General features: G+C 63.3%; 19 protein-coding genes and 1 pseudogene. 13 read left to right on the forward strand and 7 right to left on the reverse strand.

Annotation, left to right across the window (positions count from 1 at the left end; all coding sequences use genetic code 11):
* Positions 1 to 31: 31 nt before the first annotated feature.
* From denD to KJQ96_RS07060, 10 genes are all read left to right on the forward strand, one after another.
* The gene (gene denD, locus KJQ96_RS07015; RefSeq protein WP_213285951.1) at positions 32 to 1,015 is read left to right on the forward strand and encodes a D-erythronate dehydrogenase; all 984 of its coding nucleotides are present in this window, start codon (positions 32 to 34) and stop codon (positions 1,013 to 1,015) included.
* Positions 1,016 to 1,048: 33 nt separating this feature from the next.
* Positions 1,049 to 1,996, forward strand: a complete 948-nt coding sequence (locus KJQ96_RS07020) for a sugar kinase (RefSeq protein WP_213285952.1) — start codon at positions 1,049 to 1,051, stop codon at positions 1,994 to 1,996.
* Positions 1,993 to 2,643 (forward strand): bifunctional 4-hydroxy-2-oxoglutarate aldolase/2-dehydro-3-deoxy-phosphogluconate aldolase, encoded by a 651-nt coding sequence (gene eda / locus KJQ96_RS07025; protein WP_213285953.1) that lies wholly within the window; start codon positions 1,993 to 1,995, stop codon positions 2,641 to 2,643. Before KJQ96_RS07020 ends, eda begins: the two co-directional genes overlap by 4 nt.
* A gap of 55 nt (positions 2,644 to 2,698) precedes the next feature.
* The gene (locus tag KJQ96_RS07030; RefSeq protein WP_213285954.1) at positions 2,699 to 3,868 is read left to right on the forward strand and encodes an acetyl-CoA acetyltransferase; all 1,170 of its coding nucleotides are present in this window, start codon (positions 2,699 to 2,701) and stop codon (positions 3,866 to 3,868) included.
* A gap of 158 nt (positions 3,869 to 4,026) precedes the next feature.
* Positions 4,027 to 4,227, forward strand: a complete 201-nt coding sequence (locus KJQ96_RS07035) for a hypothetical protein (protein WP_213285955.1) — start codon at positions 4,027 to 4,029, stop codon at positions 4,225 to 4,227.
* A gap of 251 nt (positions 4,228 to 4,478) precedes the next feature.
* Entirely contained in the window at positions 4,479 to 5,681 is a 1,203-nt protein-coding gene (locus tag KJQ96_RS07040; RefSeq protein WP_213285956.1) for a CaiB/BaiF CoA-transferase family protein, read from the forward strand.
* Between the two features lie 9 nt (positions 5,682 to 5,690).
* Positions 5,691 to 6,857, forward strand: a complete 1,167-nt coding sequence (locus KJQ96_RS07045) for an acyl-CoA dehydrogenase family protein (protein ID WP_213285957.1) — start codon at positions 5,691 to 5,693, stop codon at positions 6,855 to 6,857.
* 48 nt (positions 6,858 to 6,905) lie between these two features.
* Positions 6,906 to 8,042 carry a thiolase family protein gene (locus KJQ96_RS07050; RefSeq protein WP_213285958.1) on the forward strand — a complete coding sequence of 379 codons (1,137 nt, stop codon included), beginning with the start codon at positions 6,906 to 6,908 and terminating at the stop codon, positions 8,040 to 8,042.
* Positions 8,039 to 8,398 carry a Zn-ribbon domain-containing OB-fold protein gene (locus tag KJQ96_RS07055; RefSeq protein ID WP_213285959.1) on the forward strand — a complete coding sequence of 120 codons (360 nt, stop codon included), beginning with the start codon at positions 8,039 to 8,041 and terminating at the stop codon, positions 8,396 to 8,398. Before KJQ96_RS07050 ends, KJQ96_RS07055 begins: the two co-directional genes overlap by 4 nt.
* A 523-nt stretch (positions 8,399 to 8,921) precedes the next feature.
* Entirely contained in the window at positions 8,922 to 9,449 is a 528-nt protein-coding gene (locus tag KJQ96_RS07060) for a carboxymuconolactone decarboxylase family protein (RefSeq protein ID WP_213285960.1), read from the forward strand.
* Between the two features lie 29 nt (positions 9,450 to 9,478).
* Here KJQ96_RS07060 and KJQ96_RS07065 read toward each other — a convergent pair whose 3' ends face one another.
* Positions 9,479 to 10,735, reverse strand: a complete 1,257-nt coding sequence (locus KJQ96_RS07065; RefSeq protein ID WP_213285961.1) for an Hsp70 family protein — start codon at positions 10,733 to 10,735, stop codon at positions 9,479 to 9,481.
* A 226-nt stretch (positions 10,736 to 10,961) separates the two neighbouring features.
* Between KJQ96_RS07065 and KJQ96_RS07070 the strand changes: the two genes are divergently transcribed.
* Positions 10,962 to 13,298, forward strand: coding sequence for a Tex family protein (locus tag KJQ96_RS07070; RefSeq protein ID WP_213285962.1), 2,337 nt, complete (start codon positions 10,962 to 10,964; stop codon positions 13,296 to 13,298).
* Between the two features lie 142 nt (positions 13,299 to 13,440).
* Here the strand turns inward: KJQ96_RS07070 and glsA are convergent, their stop codons facing one another.
* The 4 genes from glsA to KJQ96_RS07090 all read right to left on the reverse strand — a co-directional run bounded on the left by glsA (position 13,441) and on the right by KJQ96_RS07090 (position 18,979).
* Positions 13,441 to 15,300, reverse strand: coding sequence for a glutaminase A (glsA, locus tag KJQ96_RS07075; protein ID WP_213285963.1), 1,860 nt, complete (start codon positions 15,298 to 15,300; stop codon positions 13,441 to 13,443).
* Between the two features lie 22 nt (positions 15,301 to 15,322).
* On the reverse strand, positions 15,323 to 17,386 hold the full coding sequence (locus KJQ96_RS07080; protein WP_213285964.1) for a TRAP transporter permease: 2,064 nt from the start codon (positions 17,384 to 17,386) through the stop codon (positions 15,323 to 15,325).
* Positions 17,387 to 17,436: 50 nt separating this feature from the next.
* Positions 17,437 to 18,600, reverse strand: a complete 1,164-nt coding sequence (locus KJQ96_RS07085; protein WP_213285965.1) for a TAXI family TRAP transporter solute-binding subunit — start codon at positions 18,598 to 18,600, stop codon at positions 17,437 to 17,439.
* A 157-nt stretch (positions 18,601 to 18,757) separates the two neighbouring features.
* Positions 18,758 to 18,979, reverse strand: a complete 222-nt coding sequence (locus KJQ96_RS07090; RefSeq protein WP_213285966.1) for an acetyl-CoA carboxylase biotin carboxyl carrier protein subunit — start codon at positions 18,977 to 18,979, stop codon at positions 18,758 to 18,760.
* A 134-nt stretch (positions 18,980 to 19,113) separates the two neighbouring features.
* Here KJQ96_RS07090 and KJQ96_RS07095 point away from each other — a divergent pair, with 134 nt between their 5' ends.
* Positions 19,114 to 20,091 carry an IclR family transcriptional regulator gene (locus tag KJQ96_RS07095; RefSeq protein ID WP_213285967.1) on the forward strand — a complete coding sequence of 326 codons (978 nt, stop codon included), beginning with the start codon at positions 19,114 to 19,116 and terminating at the stop codon, positions 20,089 to 20,091.
* Positions 20,021 to 21,580, forward strand: a complete 1,560-nt coding sequence (locus tag KJQ96_RS07100) for an acyl-CoA carboxylase subunit beta (protein ID WP_213285968.1) — start codon at positions 20,021 to 20,023, stop codon at positions 21,578 to 21,580. Before KJQ96_RS07095 ends, KJQ96_RS07100 begins: the two co-directional genes overlap by 71 nt.
* Positions 21,581 to 21,696: 116 nt before the next feature.
* Here KJQ96_RS07100 and KJQ96_RS07105 read toward each other — a convergent pair whose 3' ends face one another.
* Positions 21,697 to 22,977: an MFS transporter gene (locus tag KJQ96_RS07105; RefSeq protein WP_213285969.1), complete on the reverse strand. Its 1,281-nt coding sequence runs from the start codon at positions 22,975 to 22,977 to the stop codon at positions 21,697 to 21,699.
* Between the two features lie 219 nt (positions 22,978 to 23,196).
* Positions 23,197 to 23,966: pseudogene (locus tag KJQ96_RS07110) on the reverse strand (enoyl-CoA hydratase).
* Between the last annotated feature and the right edge of the window lie 4 nt (positions 23,967 to 23,970).

The following is a 23,970-nucleotide window of genomic DNA, read 5'->3' on the forward strand; positions in this document are numbered from 1 at the left end:
GACGACCAAGTATGAAGAGGGAGTAGGGGTCTTGCACATTCTGATTCTCGGCGCCGCCGGCATGGTGGGCCGCAAGCTGACCGAACGGTTGCTGCGCGACGGCCGCCTCGGCAAGCACGACATCACCCGAATGACGCTGCAGGACGTGGTGGCGCCCACCAAGCCCAACGCGTCGATCCCGATTCAAGTCGTGGCTTCCGATTTCGCCGATCCCGGAGCGGCGGAGCCGCTGATCGCGCATCGACCGGACGTGATCTTTCATCTCGCCGCGATCGTTTCCGGCGAGGCCGAGGCCGAATTCGACAAGGGCTACCGGATCAATCTCGACGGCACGCGATACCTGATCGATGCCATCCGCCACGCCGGCGGCGGCTACAAGCCGCGGCTGGTGTTCACGTCCTCGATCGCAGTGTTCGGCGCGCCTTTCCCGGAAAAGATCGGCGACGAATTCTTCCATACCCCGCTGACGAGCTATGGTACGCAGAAGTCGATCTGCGAACTCCTGATCAACGATTACACCCGCAAGGGCCTGCTCGACGGCATCTCGATCCGCCTGCCGACGATCTGCGTGCGGCCGGGCAAGCCGAACAAGGCGGCCTCCGGCTTCTTCTCCAACATCATTCGCGAGCCGCTGGCCGGCGAGGAGGCCGTGTTGCCGGTCTCCGAAGACGTGCGGCACTGGCACGCCTCGCCAAAATCGGCGGTGGGCTTTCTGGTCCACGCCGGCACCATGGATCTCGACGCGATGGGGCCGCGGCGTAATCTCACTATGCCCGGCATGTCGGTGACCGTCGGCGAACAGATCGCGGCGCTCGACCGCGTCGCCGGCAGGAACGTCACCGCGCGCATCAAGCGCGTGCCCGATCCGACCATTATCGGTATCGTCTCTGGTTGGCCGCGGGATTTTTCCACCGATCGCGCGCTGAAGCTCGGCTTCACCACCGCGGAAAAGACGTTCGACGACATTATCCGGATTCATATCGAGGATGAGCTCGGCGGCAACTTCGCGGCCTGAGTTGATTTCTCGCCCGTTCATGCGGATGCGGTCATGAGCAAGGTAGCCTGCATCGGCGAATGCATGATCGAACTGAAGCAGGCCCAAGGCACTCAAGCTGGCCTGTTTTCGCGCGGCTATGGCGGCGACACGCTCAACACGGCCGTCTATCTCGCGCGCCTCGGCACCAGCACCGATTACATCACCGCGCTTGGCGATGACCCTCTCAGTGACGAGATGATCGCGGGCTGGACCGCAGAAGGGGTCGGAACCGCACGGGTGATACGGCTGCCCGGCAAACTGCCGGGTCTCTACATGATCGAGACCGACGACAAGGGAGAACGCCGGTTCTTCCACTGGCGCGACAGCGCCGCCGCGCGCAGCCTGATGGATCTACCGGAGACACCGGAGATACTGAATGCGCTCGCCAGCTACGATGTCATCTATCTCTCGGCCATTACACTGTCGCTCTACAGCCCGGAGGGGCGGGCGCGGCTGTTCGCGGCGGTCAAGCGGGCGCGGGAGAGGGGAACGCGCTTTGCGTTCGACACTAATTTTCGTGCACGCGGCTGGCCCGATCCGGATATCGCGCGTGCGGTCTTTCGTGAAGCCTTTGAGATTTCTGACATCGTTTTGGCCTCGCTTGAAGATTTGTTGCCGCTCTTTCCCTACGAAAGCGACGATGACTTGCTATCACGCATACCCAGCGTGGAGGTCGTGTTGAAGTTGCTCAAACCCGCGACGGTTCTGCGTGTTGAAGGCGTCCTACATCGGACGGAGGCGGAACCCTTGAAAGCGCCCGTTGTCGATACCACGGCGGCGGGCGACAGTTTTGCCGCCGCCTATGTTGCCGCGCGCCTTGCCGGCGCGGACCCGGTTGAGGCCGCGTGGACGGGACACCGCCTTGCCGGCGTTGTGGTATGCCATCCCGGGGCGATCATCCCGCGTGCAGCGATGCCGCCCGACCTCATTCCCGCTACCTCTCGCAAGGCTCCTCCATGATCGCAGCCACAAGGCAGGAACAGCTCGCCACGATCTTCAAGTCTGCGACGGTGATCCCTGTGCTCACCATCGAACGGCTGGAAGACGCGGTGCCGCTGGCGCGCGCGCTGGTGGCAGGCGGGGTGCGCGTGCTGGAAGTCACCTTGCGGACGCCGGTTGCCGCAGACGCCGCCAAGGCCATGATCGCAGAGGTGCCGGAGGCCATCGTCGGCATTGGCACGATCCTGAACGCCGACGACTTGGCCCGGGCGCGCGCGCTCGGGGCCAAATTCGGAATCAGCCCGGGCGCGACGCCGGAGCTATTGAAAGCCGCCGCCGCGAGCGACCTGCCATTTGCCCCGGGGATCGCGACCGCGTCCGAGCTGATGCAGGCGCTGGCGGCCGGCTTCGACATCGTTAAATTCTTTCCAGCGGAACAGTCCGGCGGTATCAAGGCACTTCGGGCGCTGGCCGGGCCGTTTCTGAGTATCAGGGTCTGCCCGACCGGCGGCATCGGAGAGGCCAATGCCGCAATCTGGTTGGCTGAGCCGAATGTGGTGGCGGTGGGCGGTTCCTGGCTTTGTCCGGCAGCGGACATCCGGTCCGGGAACTGGGTCGGCATAACCGCCATGTGCGCGCGGACCATGAAATCGCTGAAACCGGCGTGAAGTCTATTCCCCGATAGGCTACATAAGTCTTCAGAACGAAATAGGGAGAACGACCATGACAGCCAGCATCGTCGGATGGGCGCACACGCCATTCGGCAAGTTCGACGCGGAAACCGTCGAGAGCCTCGTGGTCAAGGTTGCGACCGATGCGCTTGCCGACGCCGGCATCTCGGCCGAAGACGTCGACGAGATCGTGCTCGGCCATTTCAATGCCGGCTTCTCGCCGCAGGATTTTACCGCCTCGCTGGTGCTGCAAGCCGACCCGAAACTGCGCTTCAAGCCGGCTACGCGGGTCGAAAATGCCTGCGCCACCGGCTCGGCGGCGGTTCACCAGGGTATCCGGGCGATCGCCTCGGGCGCCGCGAGGATCGTGCTGGTGGTCGGCGTCGAGCAAATGACGCGAACGCCCTCGGCCGATATCGGACGCTACCTCCTGAAGGCGTCCTATCTGCCCGAGGATGGCGATACCGTCGGCGGCTTTGCCGGCGTGTTCGGCAAGATCGCGCAAAGCTATTTCCAGAAATACGGCGACCAGTCGGACGCGCTGGCGATGATCGCGGCCAAGAACCACAAGAACGGTGTCGCCAACCCCTATGCGCAGATGCGCAAGGATTTTGGCTTCGAGTTCTGCCGCGCCGAGAGCGAGAAGAATCCCTATGTCGCCGGCCCCCTGAAGCGCACCGACTGCTCGCTGGTGTCGGACGGCGCGGCAGCGCTGGTGCTGACGGATTCAGAAACCGCCAAGACGATGGGCAAGGCGGTGAATTTCCGTGCAACCGCGCATGCGCAGGATTTCCTGCCGATGTCCAAACGCGACATCCTGCAGTTCGAAGGCTGCACGGCGGCTTGGCAGCGCGCGCTGGCGCAGGCCGGCGTTCAACTCTCGGATCTCTCTTTTGTCGAAACCCACGACTGCTTCACCGTCGCCGAACTGATCGAATATGAAGCGATGGGCCTGACGCCGCGTGGGCAGGGCGCCCGCGCCATCAAAGAGGGCTGGACCCAGAAGGACGGCAAGCTGCCGGTCAATCCGTCCGGCGGCCTGAAAGCCAAGGGCCACCCGATCGGCGCCACCGGCGTCTCCATGCACGTGATGACCGCGATGCAGCTCGTCGGCCAGGCGCCCGAGGGCATGCAGCTCAATAATCCAAAACTTGCCGGCATCTTCAATATGGGGGGCGCGGCGGTGGCGAACTACGTCTCCGTGCTGGAGCCCGCGAAGTAACCGCGAACGTGCTATCGTAGGGTGGGCAAAGGCGCGCTTGCGCCGTGCCCACCATGAGTGCCGAGAGGTGAGACTGGTGGGCACGCGGAGCCTGTCATCGGGCGCGCATTCGCGACCCGGTGGCTTTGTCCACCCTACAGTTTTCCGGAGCGTGCATTATGAGCAACGAACGTTCGATGTCAGAGGCAGAACTGAACAACCGGATCAGGATTCTGGAAGACAACATCCGCCAGTTGATCGAACAGGCTGCCGCGGCCTCCGGCGAACGGAACGAAGCGCGCATCGCCGACCGGCTCAGTCAGCAAAATGAAGAGCTGGAACGGCTGACCCGGGAACGCGACGCCAGGTCGAAAAAGTAACCTCCAACCAGCACTACTTTCGTCGTCCCTGCGAGCACAGGGACCCATAACCACAGTGTGAGGCTGGAGGCACGCTGTTAGGGCGAAAGCTTCCCGCAATCACCGCCTACACGGCGTATGGGTCCCTGCGTTCGCAGGGACGACATCCATTGTTGGTGTCCCGCGCATACGTCCATACGCCGGGCGCGCTTGATCTTCCCAATCCGCTGCCGTTACTTGGCCGGAACGACAATTCGGGAGCAGGCTGATCCATGGGACCATTGGAGGGCATCAAGGTCATCGACATGACGACCGTGCTGATGGGGCCCTATGCCACCCAGATGCTCGGCGATTACGGCGCTGACGTCATCAAGATTGAATCGCTCGACGGCGACGTGACGCGGCAGATCGGGCCGACCCGTCATCCCGGCATGGGGCCGGTGTTCCTCAACACCAACCGCAGCAAGCGCTCGATCTGCCTCGATTTGAAGAAGCCGGCGGGGCGTGACGCTGTGCTGCGGCTGATCAAATCCGCCGACGTGCTGGTTTACAATGTGCGCCCGCAGGCGATGGCGCGGCTGAACCTCGGCTACGACGTGGTCGCGAAAATCAATCCGCGTCTGATCTACGCCGGCGTATTCGGCTTCGGCCAGGATGGGCCCTATGCAGCAAAACCCGCCTATGACGACCTGATCCAGGGCGCGACTGCACTGCCGGCGCTGATGGCGCAAACGGCAGACGGCGTGCCGCGCTATGTGCCCAATGCGCTGGTCGACCGTATCGTCGGGGTCACCGCGGTGGGCGCGATTTGCGCCAGTCTCGTCGATCGTATCCGGACCGGGCGCGGCCAGCGCGTCGATATTCCGATGTTCGAAACCATGGCCGGTTTCGTGATGGGCGACCACATGGGCGGGCTCACCTATGAGCCGCCGCTCGACAAGGGCGGCTATGCCCGGCACCTGTCGCCGGACCGTCGGCCCTACAAGACCTCCGACGGCTATATCTGCGTCATCGTCTACAACGACAAGCAGTGGCAGAATTTCTTTGATGCCACCGGGCGCGACGACCTTCGCGTCCATCCGAAATTTGCGACGTTCGCCGGCCGCGCCGCCAATATCGACGCTGTCTATGCCGAGCTGGCGCGCATCCTCGAGACTAAAACCACCGCCGAATGGTCGGCGATCCTGGAGAAGGCCGACGTGCCGGTCATGCCGATGCATGATCTCGAGAGCCTGCTCGGCGATCCCCACATCGTCGCGACCGATTTCTTCCCGGTCGTCTATCATCCGACCGAGGGCCGCATCCGGAACATGAGGCCATCGGCACGATTTTCCGAAACGCCGGTTGAGACGAAGCGGCTGGCGCCGCGCCTCAGCGAGCACAGCGCCGAAATCCTCAGCGAAGCGGGTTTCTCGGCGGACGAAATTGCCGCTTTGGTGCGCGATGGTGTCACCAAGGCCGTGCCAAACAGATAGGACGGACACATGGATTTCGCGCTATCCGCCAATCAGGAATCGATCCGCGATGCGGTCGGCAAAATCTGTTCGCGCTTCGACGATGCCTATTGGCTGAAGAAGGACAAGGAAGGCGGCTACCCCGCCGACTTCCACCGCGCGCTGGCGGACGCCGGCTGGCTTGGCATCTGTATCCCTGAGGAATATGGCGGGTCGGGGTTAGGCATCACTGACGCTGCAATCATGATGCGGACGATTGCGGAATCCGGGGCCGGCATGTCGGGTGCCTCTGCCGTGCACATGAACGTGTTCGGGCTCAATCCCGTCGTCGTGTTCGGCACCAAGGAGCAATGTACGCGCATGCTGCCGCCGATTATCGACGGCCGCGACAAGTCCTGCTTTGCGGTGACCGAGCCCAACACCGGGCTCAACACCACGCAGTTGAAAACCCGAGCGGGGCGCAAGGGCGACAAATATGTCGTCAACGGCCAGAAGGTCTGGATTTCCACCGCGCAGGTCGCCAACAAGATCCTGCTGCTGGCGCGCACCACGCCGCTGGAAGAGGTGAAGAACCCGACCCACGGTTTGAGCCTGTTCTATACGGATTTCGACAAGCAGCGCGTCACCGTGCACGAGATCGAAAAGATGGGCCGCAAGCCCGTCGATTCCAACGAACTGTTCTTCGAGAATTTTGAAATTCCGGTCGAGGACCGCCTCGGCGAAGAGGGCCGTGGCTTCGAATACATCCTGCACGGCATGAACCCCGAGCGCATCCTGATCGCGGCGGAAGCGGTGGGTCTCGGCCAAGTCGCGCTGTCGCGGGCCGCGGCCTATGCGAAGAACCGTATCGTGTTCAATCGTCCGATCGGCATGAACCAGGGCATCCAGCACCCCTTAGCGAAGAACTGGATGGAACTGGAAGCTGCGTGGCTGATGGTGCTCTCGGCCGGCTGGCAATACGACCAGGGCATGCAGTGCGGTCCGGCCGCCAACGCCGCGAAATATCTCGCCGCCGAAGCCGGCTTCCACGCCTGCGAGCAGGCGGTGATGACGCACGGCGGTTTCGGCTACGCCAAGGAATATCACGTCGAACGCTATTTGCGGGAATCCCTGATCCCGCGCATCGCGCCGATCAGCCCGCAGCTCATTCTCAGTTTTATTGCCGAGAAGGTGCTGGGGCTGCCGAAGTCGTATTGAGGATGGAAGCAAGCGCTCAGATGGTCCGGTGAGGGAAACGGAACAACTATGAGCTTCATCACCGGTGTCGGACTGACCTCCTATGGCAAGCACGAAGGTTCGTCCTCGCTCGATCTCATGAGCAAGGCGGCCGAGCTTGCCATCGCCGACGCCGGGCTGAAGCGATCCGAGATCGACGGCGTTCTTTGCGGCTACTCGACAGTGTCGCCGCACATCATGCTCGCAACCGTGTTCGCCGAGCATTTTGGAATCCAGCCGTCCTACGCACATGCCGTGCAGGTCGGCGGCGCCACCGGGCTCGCCATGACGATGCTGGCGCACCATCTGGTCGACGCCGGCGTGGCAAAGCACGTGTTGGTGGTTGGCGGAGAAAACCGTCTCACCGGCCAGAGCCGCGATGCCTCGATCCAGGCGCTGGCGCAGGTCGGCCACCCCGATTACGAGGTGCCGCTGGGGCCGACCATCCCCGCCTATTACGGCCTCGTCGCCTCGCGCTACATGCACGAATACGGCGTCACCGAGGAAGATCTCGCCGAGTTCGCGGTTCTGATGCGCGCCCACGCGATGACCCATCCCGGTGCGCAGTTCCACGAGCCGATCACGGTCGCGGACGTGATGGCCTCAAAGCCGGTGGCGATGCCGCTGAAGCTGCTGGATTGCTGCCCGGTGTCGGATGGCGGCGCGGCGTTCGTCGTCAGCCGCGAACGCACCGGCTCGACCGGCATTCGCGTGCGCGGCTGCGCGCAGGCGCATACCCATCAGCACGTCACGGCCATGCCCGCTCTAAGCGAACTCGGCGCCGAAATCGCGGTCGCCAAGGCCAAGGCCGCATCCGGTCTCGCGATCTCGGACGTGCGTTACGCCGCGGTCTACGACAGCTTCACCATCACGCTGGCGATGCTGCTGGAAGATCTCGGCCTTGCCCGGCGCGGCGAGGCGGCCGCGCGCGTGCGGGCAGGGCATTTTGGCCGCAACGGCGCCATGCCACTCAACACCCATGGCGGGCTACTGAGCTACGGCCATTGCGGCGTCGGTGGCGCGATGGCGCATCTCGTCGAGACGCATCTGCAGATGACCGGGCGTGCCGGCCCCCGGCAGGTCCGCGATGCCTCGATCGCGCTGCTGCATGGCGATGGCGGCGTGCTGTCGTCACACGTCAGTATGTTCCTGGAGCGGGTGCGATGAACGAAAAACTCGCCGACTGGACCAAGGGCGCTGAGGCCATCGTCTATCAATCCTGCCGCGCTTGCGGGAAGGCGCAGTATTTCCACCGCAGCTTCTGCGCCGCCTGTGGCGCACCTGATCCGGTCGAGAAGCGCGCCAGCGGGAGAGCGATGGTCTATGCGACCTCGCTGGTCTGCCGCGCCGCGACGCCGGAAACCCGCGCGCACGTTCCCCACAATATCGTGCTGGTTGATACGGCCGAGGGCTTTCGCATGATGGCCCATGGCGCCAATGATCTCGCGATCGGCGACGAAGTTACAGCGAGCTATCGGCTGTTTGCGGGAAGGCTGGTCCCGTATTTCGAGAAAACGAGGTGAGTGTCAGGCGCAATGCTCACGCAACGAAGCAACCCAGAATTACGCGGAACGGGTAAAAAATCTGAGTGCTTCGACGCGTCAACATTCAGTGCCAGTAGAACACAACGCTGGCGATGACGAGCATCGCTGTCACCGCCAGCATCTGCGCAAGCGCTTCCGAGGCCGCCTTCCTGGTGGCTTCCTTCATGCCTAACTCCCTAGACTTGGGCATGAGTCATCCTTGCCCGTGAAGGCCTGATGAGCTCAGTTTGGTTTACTCGGAACACCCCGCGACGAGTATTCGCTCCTTTGAGTCCCCACTCAGCGAATATCGACAGTCCTGAGAATCGACCAGCATTGAGGCGGCAATTTGGCTCGCTCGCAGCCGGTTTGTGCACGAGAAAGGGAGTTTTTTGGAGCGTGTTTGACGGCTGGAGCCTAGGTCCAACCTGCTACCGCAACGTTTCGACGGTTGATCGGCACCCTGCTGCAGTGCATGATCTCTCTGCCAGCAAATCAGAAAATCCAAAGCCCAAGGTGACGAATGGCCCGCATCGAATACAGCGATCCTGCCAAGCACAACGATCGCACCCGCGAACTGCTCGGCAAAAACCGCAATGCGAACATCTTCCGGATGATGGCGCACTCGCCGAGCTACCTCGAACAATACTGCCGGCTGGGCGGGGCCATCAGGCACAAGGGCGAACTGGACCCGATCGTGCGCGAACTCGCCATCACCCGCACCGGCATCCTGTGCGAGGCGCCTTACGAGATCGTCGCCCATAAGCGAATTGGCAAGAACGTCGGCGTGACCGACGAGCAGAACGAGGCGCTGGAAAACTGGGAAGCGGCGACCTGCTTCAACGACGTGCAGCGCGCCGCGCTCGCCTTCACCGACGAGATCGTCAGGCGTCACAAGCCGACGGACGCAACTTTCAACGCGATTGCCGCCAAGCTGACGCCGGCCGCATTGGTCGAACTGCAGCTTTCGGTCGGCTTCTACATCATGACGTCGAAATTTCTGGAAACCTTTGCCATCGACATGCAGCCCGTGACGGAAGTGGTGGGGTGAGCGGCGGTTGGGTCCGCGAACCGCTGATCTCAATTCGCGGGGCCGTATCGCCGTAGCGCCTCCAGCGTCAGCCCCTTGCCGACGGCGCCAAAGATGTCGCCTTCGACGATGCGTGCTGACGGCACGGCTTGGGTGATCGCCTTATGGACATGGGCGAGTTTTACCGAGCCGCCGGTCAGGAATACGGAGTCGATATCTTCAGCAGCCAATTCCGCCTGAACGAGGCAGTTCCTGATGCGCGCCGCGATGCGATCGGCCAACTGCCTAGTATGGCTGACAAGGTCGGGGCGGCCGATGTTGGCGCTGAGACCGGGGGCAACCCACTCCAGCGGAATGTCCGCCCGGTGCTTCTCGGACAGGGCGATCTTGGCATCTTCGATCTCCATTGCCAGCGTATGGCCGCGCTGCTCGTAGACCACGCGGATCAGCCGGTCGAGAAGTTCCGGCTCGGCCGCCTGCTGCCGCACCTGGCGGATATCGGCCATCACGCGCGGCTCATACATGCGGTTGATGTTCGACCAGGTGGCGAGGTCGTGAAAATAGCTCGACGGCACGTCGAGCCCGGCGCGCTTCATAGCGCTGCGGAATCCGAACAGCGGCATGACCACGCCGAGACTGAGCTGACGGTCGAAATCGGTGCCTCCGATGCGGACGCCATCATTGGCGAGAATATCGGCTGTACGATCGGACTTGCCGTGGCGTTCGGGACCCAGCCGCACGATCGAAAAGTCCGACGTGCCGCCGCCGATATCGGCGATCAATGCCAGTTCCTCGGAAGTGATTTGCCGCTCATAGTCCAGCGCCGCCGCAATCGGTTCGAATTGAAACGTGACCTCCTCGAAACCGATCCCCTGCGCAATCGATCGCAGGGTTTGTTCCGCCTTGCGATCGGCGTCTGGCGCATTATCGACGAAATGCACGGGACGGCCATGGACGACATGGCGCAATTGGCGGGCTGTGGCCTGTTCCGCGCGACGTTTGATTGCGCCGAGGTAATAGGCAATCACATCGCGGAAGCTGACCCGCGCTCGGCCCAGCCGGGTGGTTTCCTCGATCAGCGAGGTACCGAGCACCGATTTGAGGCTGCGCATCAGGCGGCCGGCCGTGCCTTCGACATAGGATTCCATGGCCCTGCGGCCGATCAGAACGCCGCCATCCGCCTCGTAGAAGATCGCGCTGGGAATCGTGCTGTGCGCCGCCTCCAGCGCCACCAGAACCGGCGCCCGGCCTTCCATGGTGCCGAGCGTCGTGTTCGACGTTCCGAAATCAAGACCGCAGATCGACATGGGAGCTCCGGGAGGGAGCGCCCGTTTACACATTACAAGGCCATCAATCCACCCCTATCTCGGCGTGCTTTCCCCTGCGAATCCCGCATGCGCGTTGTTGACCGATGGGCCGATCCACAGATCAATTTCTTTCGTGCGGCGGGTTGGCAAATCAATCCGAGATGGTCCATAAGCTGCGTCCCCGCGGCCGGTCGTCCCGCCGCAATCGGCTTTGGAAAGAGGTCGCGTGGCAAATATCAACCGACAGATTGCGCAAGAGCTTGGCGTTCGCGAGGAGCAGATCGCGGCGACGGTCGAACTGCTGGACGGCGGCGCCACTGTGCCGTTCGTGGCGCGCTACCGCAAGGAAATCACCGGCGGGCTCGATGACGCGCAGTTGCGCACCCTGGAAGAGCGCCTGACCTATTTGCGCGAGCTCGAAGCGCGCCGGGTCGCGATCCTTGATTCGATCCGCGAGCAGGGCAAGCTCGATGCCGCGCTGGAAGCACAGATTATGGCGGCCGACACCAAGGGCCGCCTAGAAGATATCTATCTGCCGTTCAAGCCCAAGCGCCGCACCAAGGCCGAGATTGCCAAGGAAGCTGGGCTCGAGCCGTTGTCCGAGCTGTTGCTGACCCAACCGCAGAACGACCCAACGGTTGTAGCGGCGGGCTTCGTCGACGCCGAAAAGCAGGTGGCGGACGTCGCAGCCGCCCTCGAAGGCGCCCGCGCCATTCTGGTGGAGCGATTCGCCGAAGACGCCGACCTGATCGGACGGCTGCGCGAGGAGATGTGGACCAGCGCGCTGATGCTCTCCACGGTGCGCAAGGGCAAGAAGCTCGAAGGCGAGAAGTTCAAGGATTATTTCGATTTCAACCAGTCGCTGCACAAGCTGCCTTCACACCGGATACTTGCGCTGTTCCGCGGCGAGAAGGAAGAGATTCTGGAGCTGCAGATCCAGCCCGAGGCCAATGTGCCCGAGGCCGGCGTTCCCAGCGCATATGAACTGAAGATCATGCAGCGCTTTGGCATCACCGATCAGAAGCGCCCGGGCGACCGCTGGCTGGTGGAGACCGCGCGCTGGGCGTGGCGCACCAAGATCCAGGTGCATCTCAACATCGACCTGCGGATGCGGCTGTGGACCGCGGCCGAGACCGAGGGCGTACGGGTCTTTGCCTCGAATCTGCGCGACCTGCTGTTGGCGGCCCCCGCCGGCGCCCGCGTCACCATGGGGCTCGATCCCGGCTACCGCTCCGGCGTCAAGACCGCCATCGTCGATGCGACGGGCAAGGTGGTGGCGACCACAACGATCTATCCGCACGAGCCGCAGCGGCAATGGGATGCGGCACTGGCGACGCTCGGAAAGCTCGCGGTCGCGCACCGCGTCGAGCTGATCGCGATCGGCAACGGCACCGCCTCGCGCGAGACCGACAAGTTGGCGACCGAGCTCGTCAAGCTGCTGCCGGACCTCAAGATGTCTAAGATCGTGGTGTCGGAGGCCGGCGCGTCAGTCTACTCCGCCTCGGCCTTTGCTTCAGAAGAGCTGCCGGAGCTCGACGTTACCTTGCGCGGCGCGGTGTCGATCGCGCGGCGCCTGCAGGACCCGCTCGCCGAACTCGTCAAGATCGATCCGAAGGCAATTGGCGTCGGCCAGTACCAGCACGACCTCGGCGAGGCCAAGCTGGCGCGTTCGCTCGATGCCGTGGTCGAAGACTGCGTCAACGCCGTTGGCGTCGATGCCAATACCGCTTCGGCGCCGCTGCTGGCGCGGGTGTCGGGAATCGGTGCGGGGCTCGCGCAAAGCATCGTGCAGCATCGCGACGCCAACGGGCCGTTCAAGTCGCGCAAGCAGCTCAAGGAAGTGCCGCGGCTCGGGCCCAAGGCGTTCGAGCAATGCGCCGGCTTCCTGCGCATCAACAATGGCGAGGACCCGCTGGATTCCTCCGGCGTGCATCCCGAAGCCTATCCGGTGGTGCGCCGGATTCTCGCCGCGACCAAGAGCGATATCAAGGCGCTGATCGGCAATGCCGATGTCGTGCGCCAGTTGAAGCCGCAGGCCTTTGTCGACGAAACCTTTGGCCTGCCGACGGTGACTGACATCCTTCGCGAACTGGAAAAGCCGGGCCGCGACCCGCGCCCGGCGTTCAAGGCCGCGGTGTTCAAGGAGGGTGTCGAGGAGATCAAGGATCTCAAGCGCGGCATGATCCTGGAAGGCACGGTGACGAATGTCGCGGCGTTCGGCGCCTTCGTCGATATCGGCGTCCACCAGGACGGGTTGGTGCACATCTCGGCGATGTCGAAAAATTTCATCAAGGATCCGCGCGAGGTGGTGAAGCCCGGCGACATCGTCAAGGTCAAGGTGCTGGAGGTCGAAGTCGCCCGCAAGCGCATCGCGCTGACGCTGCGGCTCGACGACGAAATCGGCGACAAGGGCCCCAAGCTGTCGGACAGCAAAATGCGCGAGTATTCCAAGGCGTCGATGACGTCGTCGTCGCCGCGCAAGCCGCAGGAACAGGGCGGCGCGCTGGCGGAGGCGCTGCGCCGCGCCGCGGAAAAGAATGGGCGGGGCAAAGCGGGGGCGTAGCACGGGAGAAAGCCACGCGGCGTTCCCCGGACGCTGCGCAGCGCAAAGCGGTGCGCTGCTGATCCGGGGTCCATCCTGCGGTTGATGGTCCCGGCTCTGCGGAGCAGCGTTTCACGCTGCATCGCGTCCGGGACACGGAAGACTACCCCGACGTCAGCAGGTTCAGGCGGGCATTGGCAAGGATCAGGCGATCGGCCAGCAATTGCGCGAGATTGCGCATGATCCGCTCGCCGGCGCGCGGATGCTGCTTTCGGAAACGTTCGAAATCGCGGAGTGGGATCTCATACGCGGTGGCCGCCATATCGGCCAGCACATCGGCGGAGCGGCGCGGCTCCAATAGCGCCATCTCGCCGAACGGCATTCCCGCCGTCAGCGTCGCCAGGCGGATGCCGTCGGGCAGGGTGACATGCACGACGCCGCTCCTGAGAAAGAACAGCGACGTTGCGGGATCGCCGGCGGTGATGATCTTTTCGCTCGCCTGATAGGTCCCGATCGAAGCGAGCGAGGCGAGATCGGTCAATTCCTCCTCCGTCAGTCCCGCCAGCAGCGATTGCTCGGAGAGTTCGGTCGCCTCGAAGAAATCGATAGCGCCGCCGTAGCGATAGACGAGTTGGTCTTCCGCCCATTCGATGGCGGCGTCGAGCAGATAATAGTTGCGGATGTTGGTGAGACCTTCGGTCCATTCCGCGATCGCTTTCCAGTCCGGCGACGAGCGCCTGATGCCGGACAGAACCACCGTGACGTGGTGCGCGGCGAGCTCGCGGAATTCCTCGGCGAGCAGGCGGGCGCCGGCGCGGGTCATGGCGGTGACGCGGCGCAGGTCAAAAATGACCAATTGCGGGCGCGGCCTAGCCGCAAGCTGGCGCGAGACGTAGTCGACGTTTGAAAACGACAGCGTCCCGACCAGCTCGATGACACGGACATCCTGGTGGTGCGCGGCAAGGATGTTCTGCTCCTGCGGGCGCCGCACGCGCCGCGAGGGGCTGTTGCCGATGTCGTAGTCGGCGATGATGCTGTTGCGTGCGTCGTCGCTGCGGTTGAGCATGTGAAGGTCGTAATGCGACGACAGCGCCTCGCAGACCTTGATGCCGCGCACGCTGTTGCCGTGCTTGTCGAGCTTCGGCGAATAGCTGCCAAGCCCGAGCCGCGCCGGGAGCGCCGCGAGGATGCCGCCGCCAACCCCGCTCTTGGCGGGGATGCCGATCCGGTAGATCCACTCTCCCGCATAATCATACATGCCGGAGCTTGTCATCACCGAAAGCGTGCGCGAGATGGCATACGGCGTCATCACCTGCTCGCCGGTCACGGGATTGATACCGCGGTTGGCGAGCGTCGCCGCCATCACCGCGATATCACGCGCCGTTACCAGGATGGCGCATTGCCGGAAATAGACCTCCAGCACGGCGGCCACGTTCTCCTTGATCACCGCGTTGGTGCGCAGGAGATAGCCGATCGCCCGGTTGCGGTCGCCGGTCGCGCTTTCGGAAGCATAGACGGCATCGTCGACGTCGAGCTCGCGTCCGGCAAACCGGCCCAGCGCCTGCCTGATGTATTCGAATGCCGCTTCGCCCTTGGCCTCGTGGATCAGGCCGGAGCAGGAGATCGCGCCGGCATTGACCATCGGGTTGAAGGGATGGTTCTCGGCGTTGAGGCGGATCGAGTTGAAGGGATCGCCTGACGGCTCGACGCCGATGACGCTCTCGACCCGTGCCGCCCCCAGCGTGTCGAGCGCCAGCGCGAACACGAAGGGCTTTGACATCGACTGAATGGTGAAGGGGACCTGCGTGTCGCCGACTTCGTAGACATGGCCGTCGAGGGTGGCGAGGCCGATGCCGAAATGGGCAGGATCGGCCTTGCCGAGTTCAGGGATGTAATCGGCGACCGCGCCACTGGTTTCGTCAGCGAATTCGGCGTGGCACGCGTGCAGGAACCGCAGCAAGGGCGGCTTCGAGCTGGTCCAAGTCGTGGGACCTGCGGTGAACGGAAGAGGCAATGGTTTCATCGCCTCCTCTTGTGCAACGCAATCAGGGTGCGCGCAACTGGTCCGACACCAGGGTTTGGCGCCGTATCAGCACGAGCGCGATCAGAACGGTCGGGATCAGGATCGCCAATCCAAGAGAGGTGATCTGCCATTGTGAGAGCGGCATGATCCCGCCGCCCGGCGTCGCCACCACGAAGCCACCAACTACGAACAACACCCGAAGCGGCCATTCCAACGCGCCGGCGGCTCTGAGATCGCCGACAAAGACCTGGTAGCCCTGAATGCCGCCGCAGATGAACAGCGTGCCAAAGCCTGCCAGCGCCATCAGTCCGAGCCCTTCGAGATACGGGCTTGGTCCCTGCAGCACCAGCGCTGGGTTCAGCACGAAGAAGAACGGGATGAAATAGATGATGCTGCCGACCCACATCGATTCCCACCCCGTCTTCATTGCTGGCGAGCCGGCGATGCCGGCCGCGGCAAAGGAGGCGATGGCGACCGGCGGCGTGATCGAGGACAGCATGCCCCAATAGAAGATGAACATGTGCACGGCCATGCGGTTGAGGCCGAGTTTTTCCAGCGCCGGCGCCACCAGGATGGCGAGGAAGATATAGCAGGCCGTCGTCGTCAGCCCGAGCCCGAGCACGAGGCTGGTGAAGGCGCACATCACGAGCAGCAGGAGCGCGTTGTCGCCGGCGATCCGCAACAGGTCGTTGGCGAGGCTCGAGACCACGCCAGTCATCGAGAACGCGCCGATCAAGAGCCCGCAACCGGCAAGGATACCGACCAGCTCGACGAATGTGCGGCCGTTGACCTCGAGGAACTTGCTGATCGTCCCAAGCGTCCAGCGGGTATCCTTGGAGAAGAGCTGATTCAGCACCAAAAGAAGCGCAGTGGCGTAGAACGGCGCGTGGCTCTCACGCTTGAAGTAGAGCAGCATCACGATCAGCAGCGCGATGACGAAAACGTAGTACCAGCCTTCCTTGATCGTATCCCATACCTTCGGCAGCTCGGCGCGCGGAATGCCCTTCAGCCCGTGGCGGGCGGCATAGGAGTCGACCTGCATGAACAGGCCGACATAATAGAGCGTCGCCGGAATGATCGCGGCAATTGCGACCTCGGCATAGCTGACATTGAGGAACTGCGCGATGACGAACGCGGTCGCGCCCATCACGGGCGGCGCCAGCACCGCACCGGTCGAGGCGCAGGCCTCGATCGCAGCGGCATAGGACGCGCGGAAGCCGCTCTTCTTCATGACGGGAATGGTCATAGTGCCGGCGGTCAGCACGTTGGAGATGATCGAGCCCGACATCATGCCGAGCAGGCCGCTAGCAAAGATGCAGACCTTGGCGGCGCCGCCGCGGAAGGTGCCGCACATCGCAAACGACAGGTTGATGAAGAATTTCCCGGCGCCCGTCATCATCAGGGCCGTACCGAACACCAGAAAGCCGATCACGGTATCAGCAAAGGCCTGGATCGGAATGCCGAGCAGGCTTTCGCCCGAAAGCACGTGATACGCCGTCGCTTGTTCGAGTGTCGATTGGGTGCCGCGAAACGGCCCCAGCCACGTCGCGTCGGCGAACAGCGGGTACACCGTAAACGGCAGCACGCTCAGCAGCAGGCTCCAGCCGCCGGTGCGCCGCAACGCTTCCATCAGCACGACCCACATGATGACGCCGGCGACGATCACGTAGGTCGGCGCGCCGCCGAATTCCCAGCCGGCTTCTGCCGCCTTGCGGACGCTGCGCATCAGGAGGATTGCGCAGGCGAAACTGGCGACAAACAGCAGGATGTCATACCAGGGAATTCGATCGAGCGGCGCGCTCCCGGTTCCCGGAAAGATCAGGAACGTGAACGGCAGCATCAGCGCGATCAGGAGATAGAAATACTCGGTGTTGAGCTGGGTGTAGCCGAGGAAGAAGCGCAGGGAGAATTGCTGGTTGATGCACAGCAGGATGGTTACCGCGGTTGCAACCACCAGCGTCCAGCGCCACGCCCCGCGCAATGTCCGCACCCGCGTGACTTCGGCTTCCTGCATGTTGGCATGCGGGTCGTCGAACTCAATTCGTTTTGCAGGCGCAGCTACGCTATCACTCGCAGCAGGTGACATCATTCCCCCTAGACGGTATTCGCCTTGGACCCCAGGCGAGTGCGGCAGCGCTATTCAAAGCCGTTCGGCATATTCGCCTTTGCCAGCGCCGCGGCGCGCGCCTTCATCCAGCCGTCGAGAAACGCCTTGTCATCCGACGGCGGGCTGGACTTGCCGTAGTCCGTCCATGCGGCGGCCAGCACTTGCTGGCGCTTCAGCAATTCCTTGTTGTAGGCTTCCTGTGCGTCGGTCCATTGACCGGCTTCCTTCAGCGCCCTGGCGGCGCCCGGATGCACCGGAACGACCCAGTTCTTGGTCTGGCGGTCGGCCGCAAGACCGGCCGCGCCCGGCGCGGAATCCTTATAGGCATCGTAGCCCGTGATCATCGCCTTGGTGATGGCATAGACCTCGTCGGCGGGCAGCGACCCGTACACCATGAAAATCGGGTAGGGATAGTTGCCGAGCTCGATCGGCTTGTCCTTGGTGATGCCGGCGCCGCAGGTCGCGACGTGCGGGAAGAAGAACGAGCCGACCTTTTTCACGCGCTCCCAGCCGGCCTTGTCGTTGTGGGGCAAGGGCGGCCATATGATGCCGCGCGGTGATGTCTCGAGTTCCTTCGCCGGGCCGGTGATGGTGGTGGCGAAAGCAGCGTCGACGTCGTTGTTGATCATACCCTTCCACATCGCGCCGTAGCTCGAGAACTCGACGACCTTGACGTCGCTTTGCTTGAGGTCGCCGAAAGCCAGGATGGCGAGCGCGTTCTGGTTCAGCGCCGGCGAACCAACCACAAAGCCCACGCGCTTGCCCTTGAGCTGCTTGATCTCGGTCACACCGGTATCCTTGGCGACGCCGAGCGTGGCGGCGTTGCAGTCGACCGTGGACAGCACGAGCTGCAACGGTTGCGGACCCCATTCCTTGGTGCCGAACTCGAACACGCCTTCCTGAGCGAAATAGGTGCCGGAACCCATCGCGGACATGGCCGCGCGCTTGGCGCGCAGCGGCGCCAGTCGCGCCACGTCGTTGCCGGCCGGCAGCACGCGGACATCGGTGCCGTATTTGTCCTTCATCATCTTGCCGACGCCGACGGCGATGTTGAAGCCCGCGGTTCCCGTGTCATAGGCGGTGACGACCATGGTCGGCGGCAGCTTGACATCATCAGCGTATGCCGCCGGCGAGGTCAGCAAGGCGGTACCTGCAAGAGCGATTGGCGCGAGCGCCTTCAAGCGATGAATCATATTCCCCTCAGATTGTTTCGCTATGCGAAAATTGTTTTGTTAGCGTTGATCATGTCATCGGCTGCGTGCGATGGCAACGTTAGGTGCGACGCGCCAACACCAAAGCTGGACAGATTGTCGCGGAACGTGTCGGAAGAAGGCTTATGCCGTGATCAGGTTAAGCTTCGATGATCGCGACAACCTGTCCTTCGGCGATAACGTCGTCAAGTTTTACCAGGATAGCCTTGATTGTTCCTGCCGTCGTAGACGTCACCGGAATTTCCATCTTCATGGCTTCGACGAAAGCGATCTCGTCGCCATCGCCGACATTGCCACCAGTTGCGACGGGAAGCGCGCACACGCGTCCGGCGACTTCGGTGACAATCTTGATCTCTGGCATTTCCGTTCTCCCGGGGACCGTCTGACGGACTGACTGTCCTCGTGAACGGCTTTTTGTTGTGGCCGCAGATTGCCTGAGGTAGTTTGTTCTGCAAGTGGAATTTTATTCCGCAGGGCGGAATGGAGCCATAACACATGGGAAGACGCTCGGAACGGCTTAGCAAACAGGGAATGCTCGCCAGCGATTTGGCGGGCGAGGGTGATGTGATTCAGGTGGTATCGCGGGCGTTCGACGTCTTGCGCTGCTTCGAGGGTCATGAAGCGCGATTGGGCAATCTGGAAATTTCCAGTCGCTGTGGTCTGCCGCGGTCGACGGTATCGCGGCTCACCCACACGCTGACGCGGATGGGCCAGCTCGTCTATCTGCCGCGCGACCAGAAATACCGCATCGGCCCAAGCGCGGTGGCGATGAGCACCTCGATGATGAAGGGGTTGCAGCTTCGCAATCTGATCAGGCTGCGCCTGCAGGACGTCGCCGATCAATTGCCGGGCACCGTCGGCTTCGTGATTCCCGATCGCTATCACCTCGTCTATCTCGAATTCGCGCGCGCGGCGAACGCGCTCGGCCTGCACGAAGGCACCGGCAGCCGCATCTCGATGACGAGCACCGCGGCCGGCTTCGCCTACACCGCAGCGCTGGACACCGACGTCGGCGACGCCCTGATCGCCGAAATGGAGCGCGAGATCCCGGCAGATGCGGCTCTGTTGAAGGCGCGCATCGAAGATAACCGCCGCCACCTGCGCGAACACGGCTATGTCGTCGGTTGCGGCACCTGGAGCCCGCATATCAACGGCTGCGCGGTGCCGGTGTGGTCGCCGCAATATCAAACCTTTGTCGTCGTGACGATCGGCCTTCTCGCCGCGATGTTTGACGAGGAGCGGTTGCACCAGGAAGTGGCGCCGCAGATGCTCGAACTCGGCGTTGCGATCGGCGGCTTGCTGGAAGGCGCCGAGGGCGACATCTTCGCCAACCGGATCGAAAGAAAGCCGCTTCCGGTGCCAGCCCATAATAACAACAAGATCATCAAGACGGAGGATAGGAATGAACTGGAAGCCGGAGCTCGACGAGCTCGCTCGGCGCGAAGCGTTCGCGCGCGAGATGGGAGGCGTTGACAAGGTCAAGCGCCAGCATGACCAGGGCCGGCTCACGGTTCGTGAGCGCATCGACAAACTGATCGACGAGAATTCCTTCCACGAGATCGGCGCGATTTCCGGCACCGCCGAATACGACGAAAACAGCGAACTCAAGCACCTGACGCCGGCAAACTGCGTGTTCGGCCGCGGCAGGGTTGACGGCCGCACCGTGGTTGTCGTCGGCGACGATTTCACCGTGCGCGGCGGCTCGGCCGACGCCTCGATCTCGGCCAAGCCGCTGATGGCCGAGGAGATGGCGCACGATTTTCGCCTGCCGATCATCCGCGTCATCGAAGGCTCGGGCGGCGGCGGCTCGGTAAAGACGATCGAGACGCGCGGGGCTGCGAATCTGCCCGGCGGGGTCGGCGGCACGCGCTGGTATTGGTTCACGACGGCGAACATGGCGCGGGTGCCCGTGGTCGCGCTCGGGCTCGGTTCGGTCGCAGGCCTTGGCGCGGCGCGGCTTGCCGCTAGCCACTATTCCGTCATGACCCGAAATTCCGCGATGTTCGTCGCAGGTCCGCCGGTCGTAAAACGTCTCGGCCAGGACCTGACGAAACAGGAGCTTGGCGGCGCCGAGATCCAGACCCGCGCCGGCGGCGTCGATGATGCCGTCGAAACCGAGGAAGAGGCGTTCGAACGCGCCAGGCGTTTTCTGTCCTATTTGCCGTCCTCGGTATATGACCTGCCGCCGACCGCGGCCTGCAGCGACGATCCCGAACGCGCGGAAGAATCGCTGTTGAACGCGGTGCCGCGCAATCGCCGCCAGGTCTACGAGATGCGCCCGATCATCGACTCCGTCGTCGACAAGGGTTCGTTCTTCGAAGTGAATGCCAATTTCGGTCGCCCGATCATCACGGGCCTTGCCCGGTTCGAGGGGCGTGCGGTGCTGCTGCTCGCCAGCGATCCTTTCCACTATGGCGGGTCGTGGACGGCGGAAGCCTGCCAGAAGGTGGCGCGCTGGGTCGATTTCGCCGAGACCTTCCATCTGCCGGTGGTTTATCTAATGGATTGTCCCGGCTTCATGATCGGGCTCGAGGCCGAGAAGTCGGCGACCATCCGCCACGGCGTGCGGGCGATGGCGGCGGTCAACCAGTCGACCGTGCCCTGGTGCACCATCATCGTGCGCAACGCGTTCGGCGTCGCCGGCGTCGTGCACCAGCCGGCCAACCGCTATTCGATGCGCTATGCCTGGCCGTCGGCCTATTGGGGCTCGCTGCCGCTCGAAGGTGGCATCGAGGCTGCCTATCGCGCCGACATCGACGGGTCGGATGATCCGGCCGCGAAATTGAAAGAGATCGAGAACCGCCTCAACAAGCTGCGCTCGCCGTTTCGCTCCGCCGAGAAATTCTGGGTCGAGGAGGTGATCGACCCGCGCAAGACGCGTTCGCTGCTGTGCGAGTTCGCGCGGCTCGCCGAACCGATCCGCACGGTGGGTCCGCCGAGCAACATGTCGACGCGGCCGTGATGGGATGTCATTCCGGGGCGATGCGCAGCATCGAACTACGGTGCGCGATTGCGCACCTGAGAATCTCGAGATTCCGGGTCTGGTGCTAACGCACCATCCCGGAATGACGTGTTCTCTCACACCGCCATAGGCTTCGACCGCGAGATCGCTAGCACAATCAGCGCCGCCACCACGCAGAGCGCGCCGGCAACGAAGAACGCCGGCAGGTAGGTCTGCAGCACCGTCCGCGACAGGCCCGCACCGAAGGCGGCAACGCCGGCCCCGAGTTGATGGCCGGCAAAAATCCAACCGAATACCAAATTGGCGCGCTCGGGGCCGAACCGCTGGGTGGTGAGCCGCACCGTCGGCGGCACGGTTGCGATCCAGTCGAGTCCGTAGAACATCGCAAACAACGAAAGGCCGTAGAGCGTGAAATCGGAGAACGGCAGAAGCAGCAGCGACAGGCCGCGCAGTCCGTAATACCAGAACAGCAGCCAGCGATTGTCGTAGCGGTCCGACAGCCAGCCGGAAGCGATGGTGCCGACGAAATCGAATATGCCCATCGCAGCCAGCAGGCTCGCCGCCTGCACCTGCGGAATGCCGAAATCGAGGCACATCGGAATCAGGTGAACCTGGACCAACCCGTTGGTAGAGGCCCCGCAGATGAAGAAGGTGGCGAACAGGATCCAGAACACGCTTGACTTCGAGGCATCGCGCAGCGTGCCAAGCGCCGCCGCCATGATCGGGGTGTTGTTCGGGGGAGGGGCCGGCAGCGGCTGGGTGCCTTCGTCGCCGAATGGCCTTAAGCCCACATCGCTCGGCCGGTCACGCATGATCATCAGCACGGCGAAGGCCGCGACGCCGAGCATCACGCACACCAGGCCGAGCGCGATCCGCCAACCATACGTATCGGTCAGGCTCGCCAGCAGCGGCAGGAAGGCGAGCTGTCCGGTGGCGACGCTCGCGGTGAGAATGCCGACGACGAGACCGCGGCGCGCCACGAACCAGCGTGCAGCAATCGTGGCGCCCAGCACCAGCGCCGTCATGCCGGTGCCGAGCCCGATCACCACGCCCCACAGCAGCATGAGCTGCCAGACCTGTGTCATCGCCAGCGACGCCACTAGGCCGGAGACGACGATCAGCAGCGCCAGCAGCGTCACATTGCGCAGCCCGTAGCGGTTCATGAGCGCTGCGGCAAAGGGCGCCATCAGCCCGAACAGGATGAAGCGGATCGAGAGCGCGGAAGAAATCTCCGCCGTCGTCCAGCCGAATTCCTTCTGCAACGGCACGATGAAGACGCCGGGCGCGCCGACCGTGCCGGCGGAGATCAGGCCGGTGAGGAACGTCACGGCGACCATCACCCAGCCGTAATGAATATTGCGGCGGGCGAGGGCGGTTGAAAGCCAGTTCGAGATCATTGGGCCTCGGCGAATTCGGTGGGAAGGTTTGCTTGCAGTATTCTGATGCGATGGTCGTCTGACTTGAATGTCATACTTCCCTCATTTCAGGACATGACGACGCCACGGCGATCCGCGCGAGCCGGAGATTGAATTATGAACATAATATTATAAGGGACAGTATCGCAACCAGGCGATCCGATTAAAAAATCCACCGGCAGGTCTCATGCGTCCCTCCGTCTATTTCTTGCGGTCGAGAAATCCCTGCATCAGCCGCTGCGGCTCTCCGGTCAGGAACGATTGTCCGAATACGCCGACACTTAAGTTGACAGATTCGGTCAATGGCAGTTCCTCCCATTGCCGCAGCAGAGCCTTCTGCGAACGCAGCGCTTCGGGCCCGCATTCGAGCAGCGCTTTCACCGTATGCTCGACCGCGGCATCGAGCCCGCCTTCCTTGGCGACCACGTCGACCAGGCCCCAGGCGAGCGCGGTGGGCGCGTCGATATTTTCCGCCGTCATGACCAGCCAGCGGGCGCGCCCCCAGCCGATCAGCCGCGGCAGCAGCGCGGCGTGGATCACCGAGGGGATGCCGACGCGGACTTCCGGCATGCCGAATTTGGCATCGTGGGCCGCAATCCGGAAATCGCAGGCGGCGGCGACTTCAGTCCACCACCGAGGCACCAGCCGGGAAGCCGCGCGGTCACCGGCGCCGGAAAGTGGCGCACGGCCTCGCAGAGATCGCGCAACCGCGTGATGAAGGCTTCCGCGGATTTCTGGTCGAACTTCGCCATCTCCTTGATATCGGCGCCGCCGATCATGCTCTTCTCGCTCTGGCCGGCGAGGATGACCGCGCGAATGGTGTTGTCACCGGCGAGCCGCTCGAACCCTTCGCGCACGCCGTCGGTGACGGCGGAGGAGAGGATGTTGAGAGGGCCCGCATTGCAGATCGCGAGGCGAACGACGCCTCTGTCGTCGCGGTCGATGGCGCAATGAGGATTGAGCATTTCCATTCTG

Origin of the sequence: Bradyrhizobium sp. sGM-13, assembly GCF_018398875.1 — a bacterium.
Classification (GTDB): domain Bacteria; phylum Pseudomonadota; class Alphaproteobacteria; order Rhizobiales; family Xanthobacteraceae; genus Bradyrhizobium.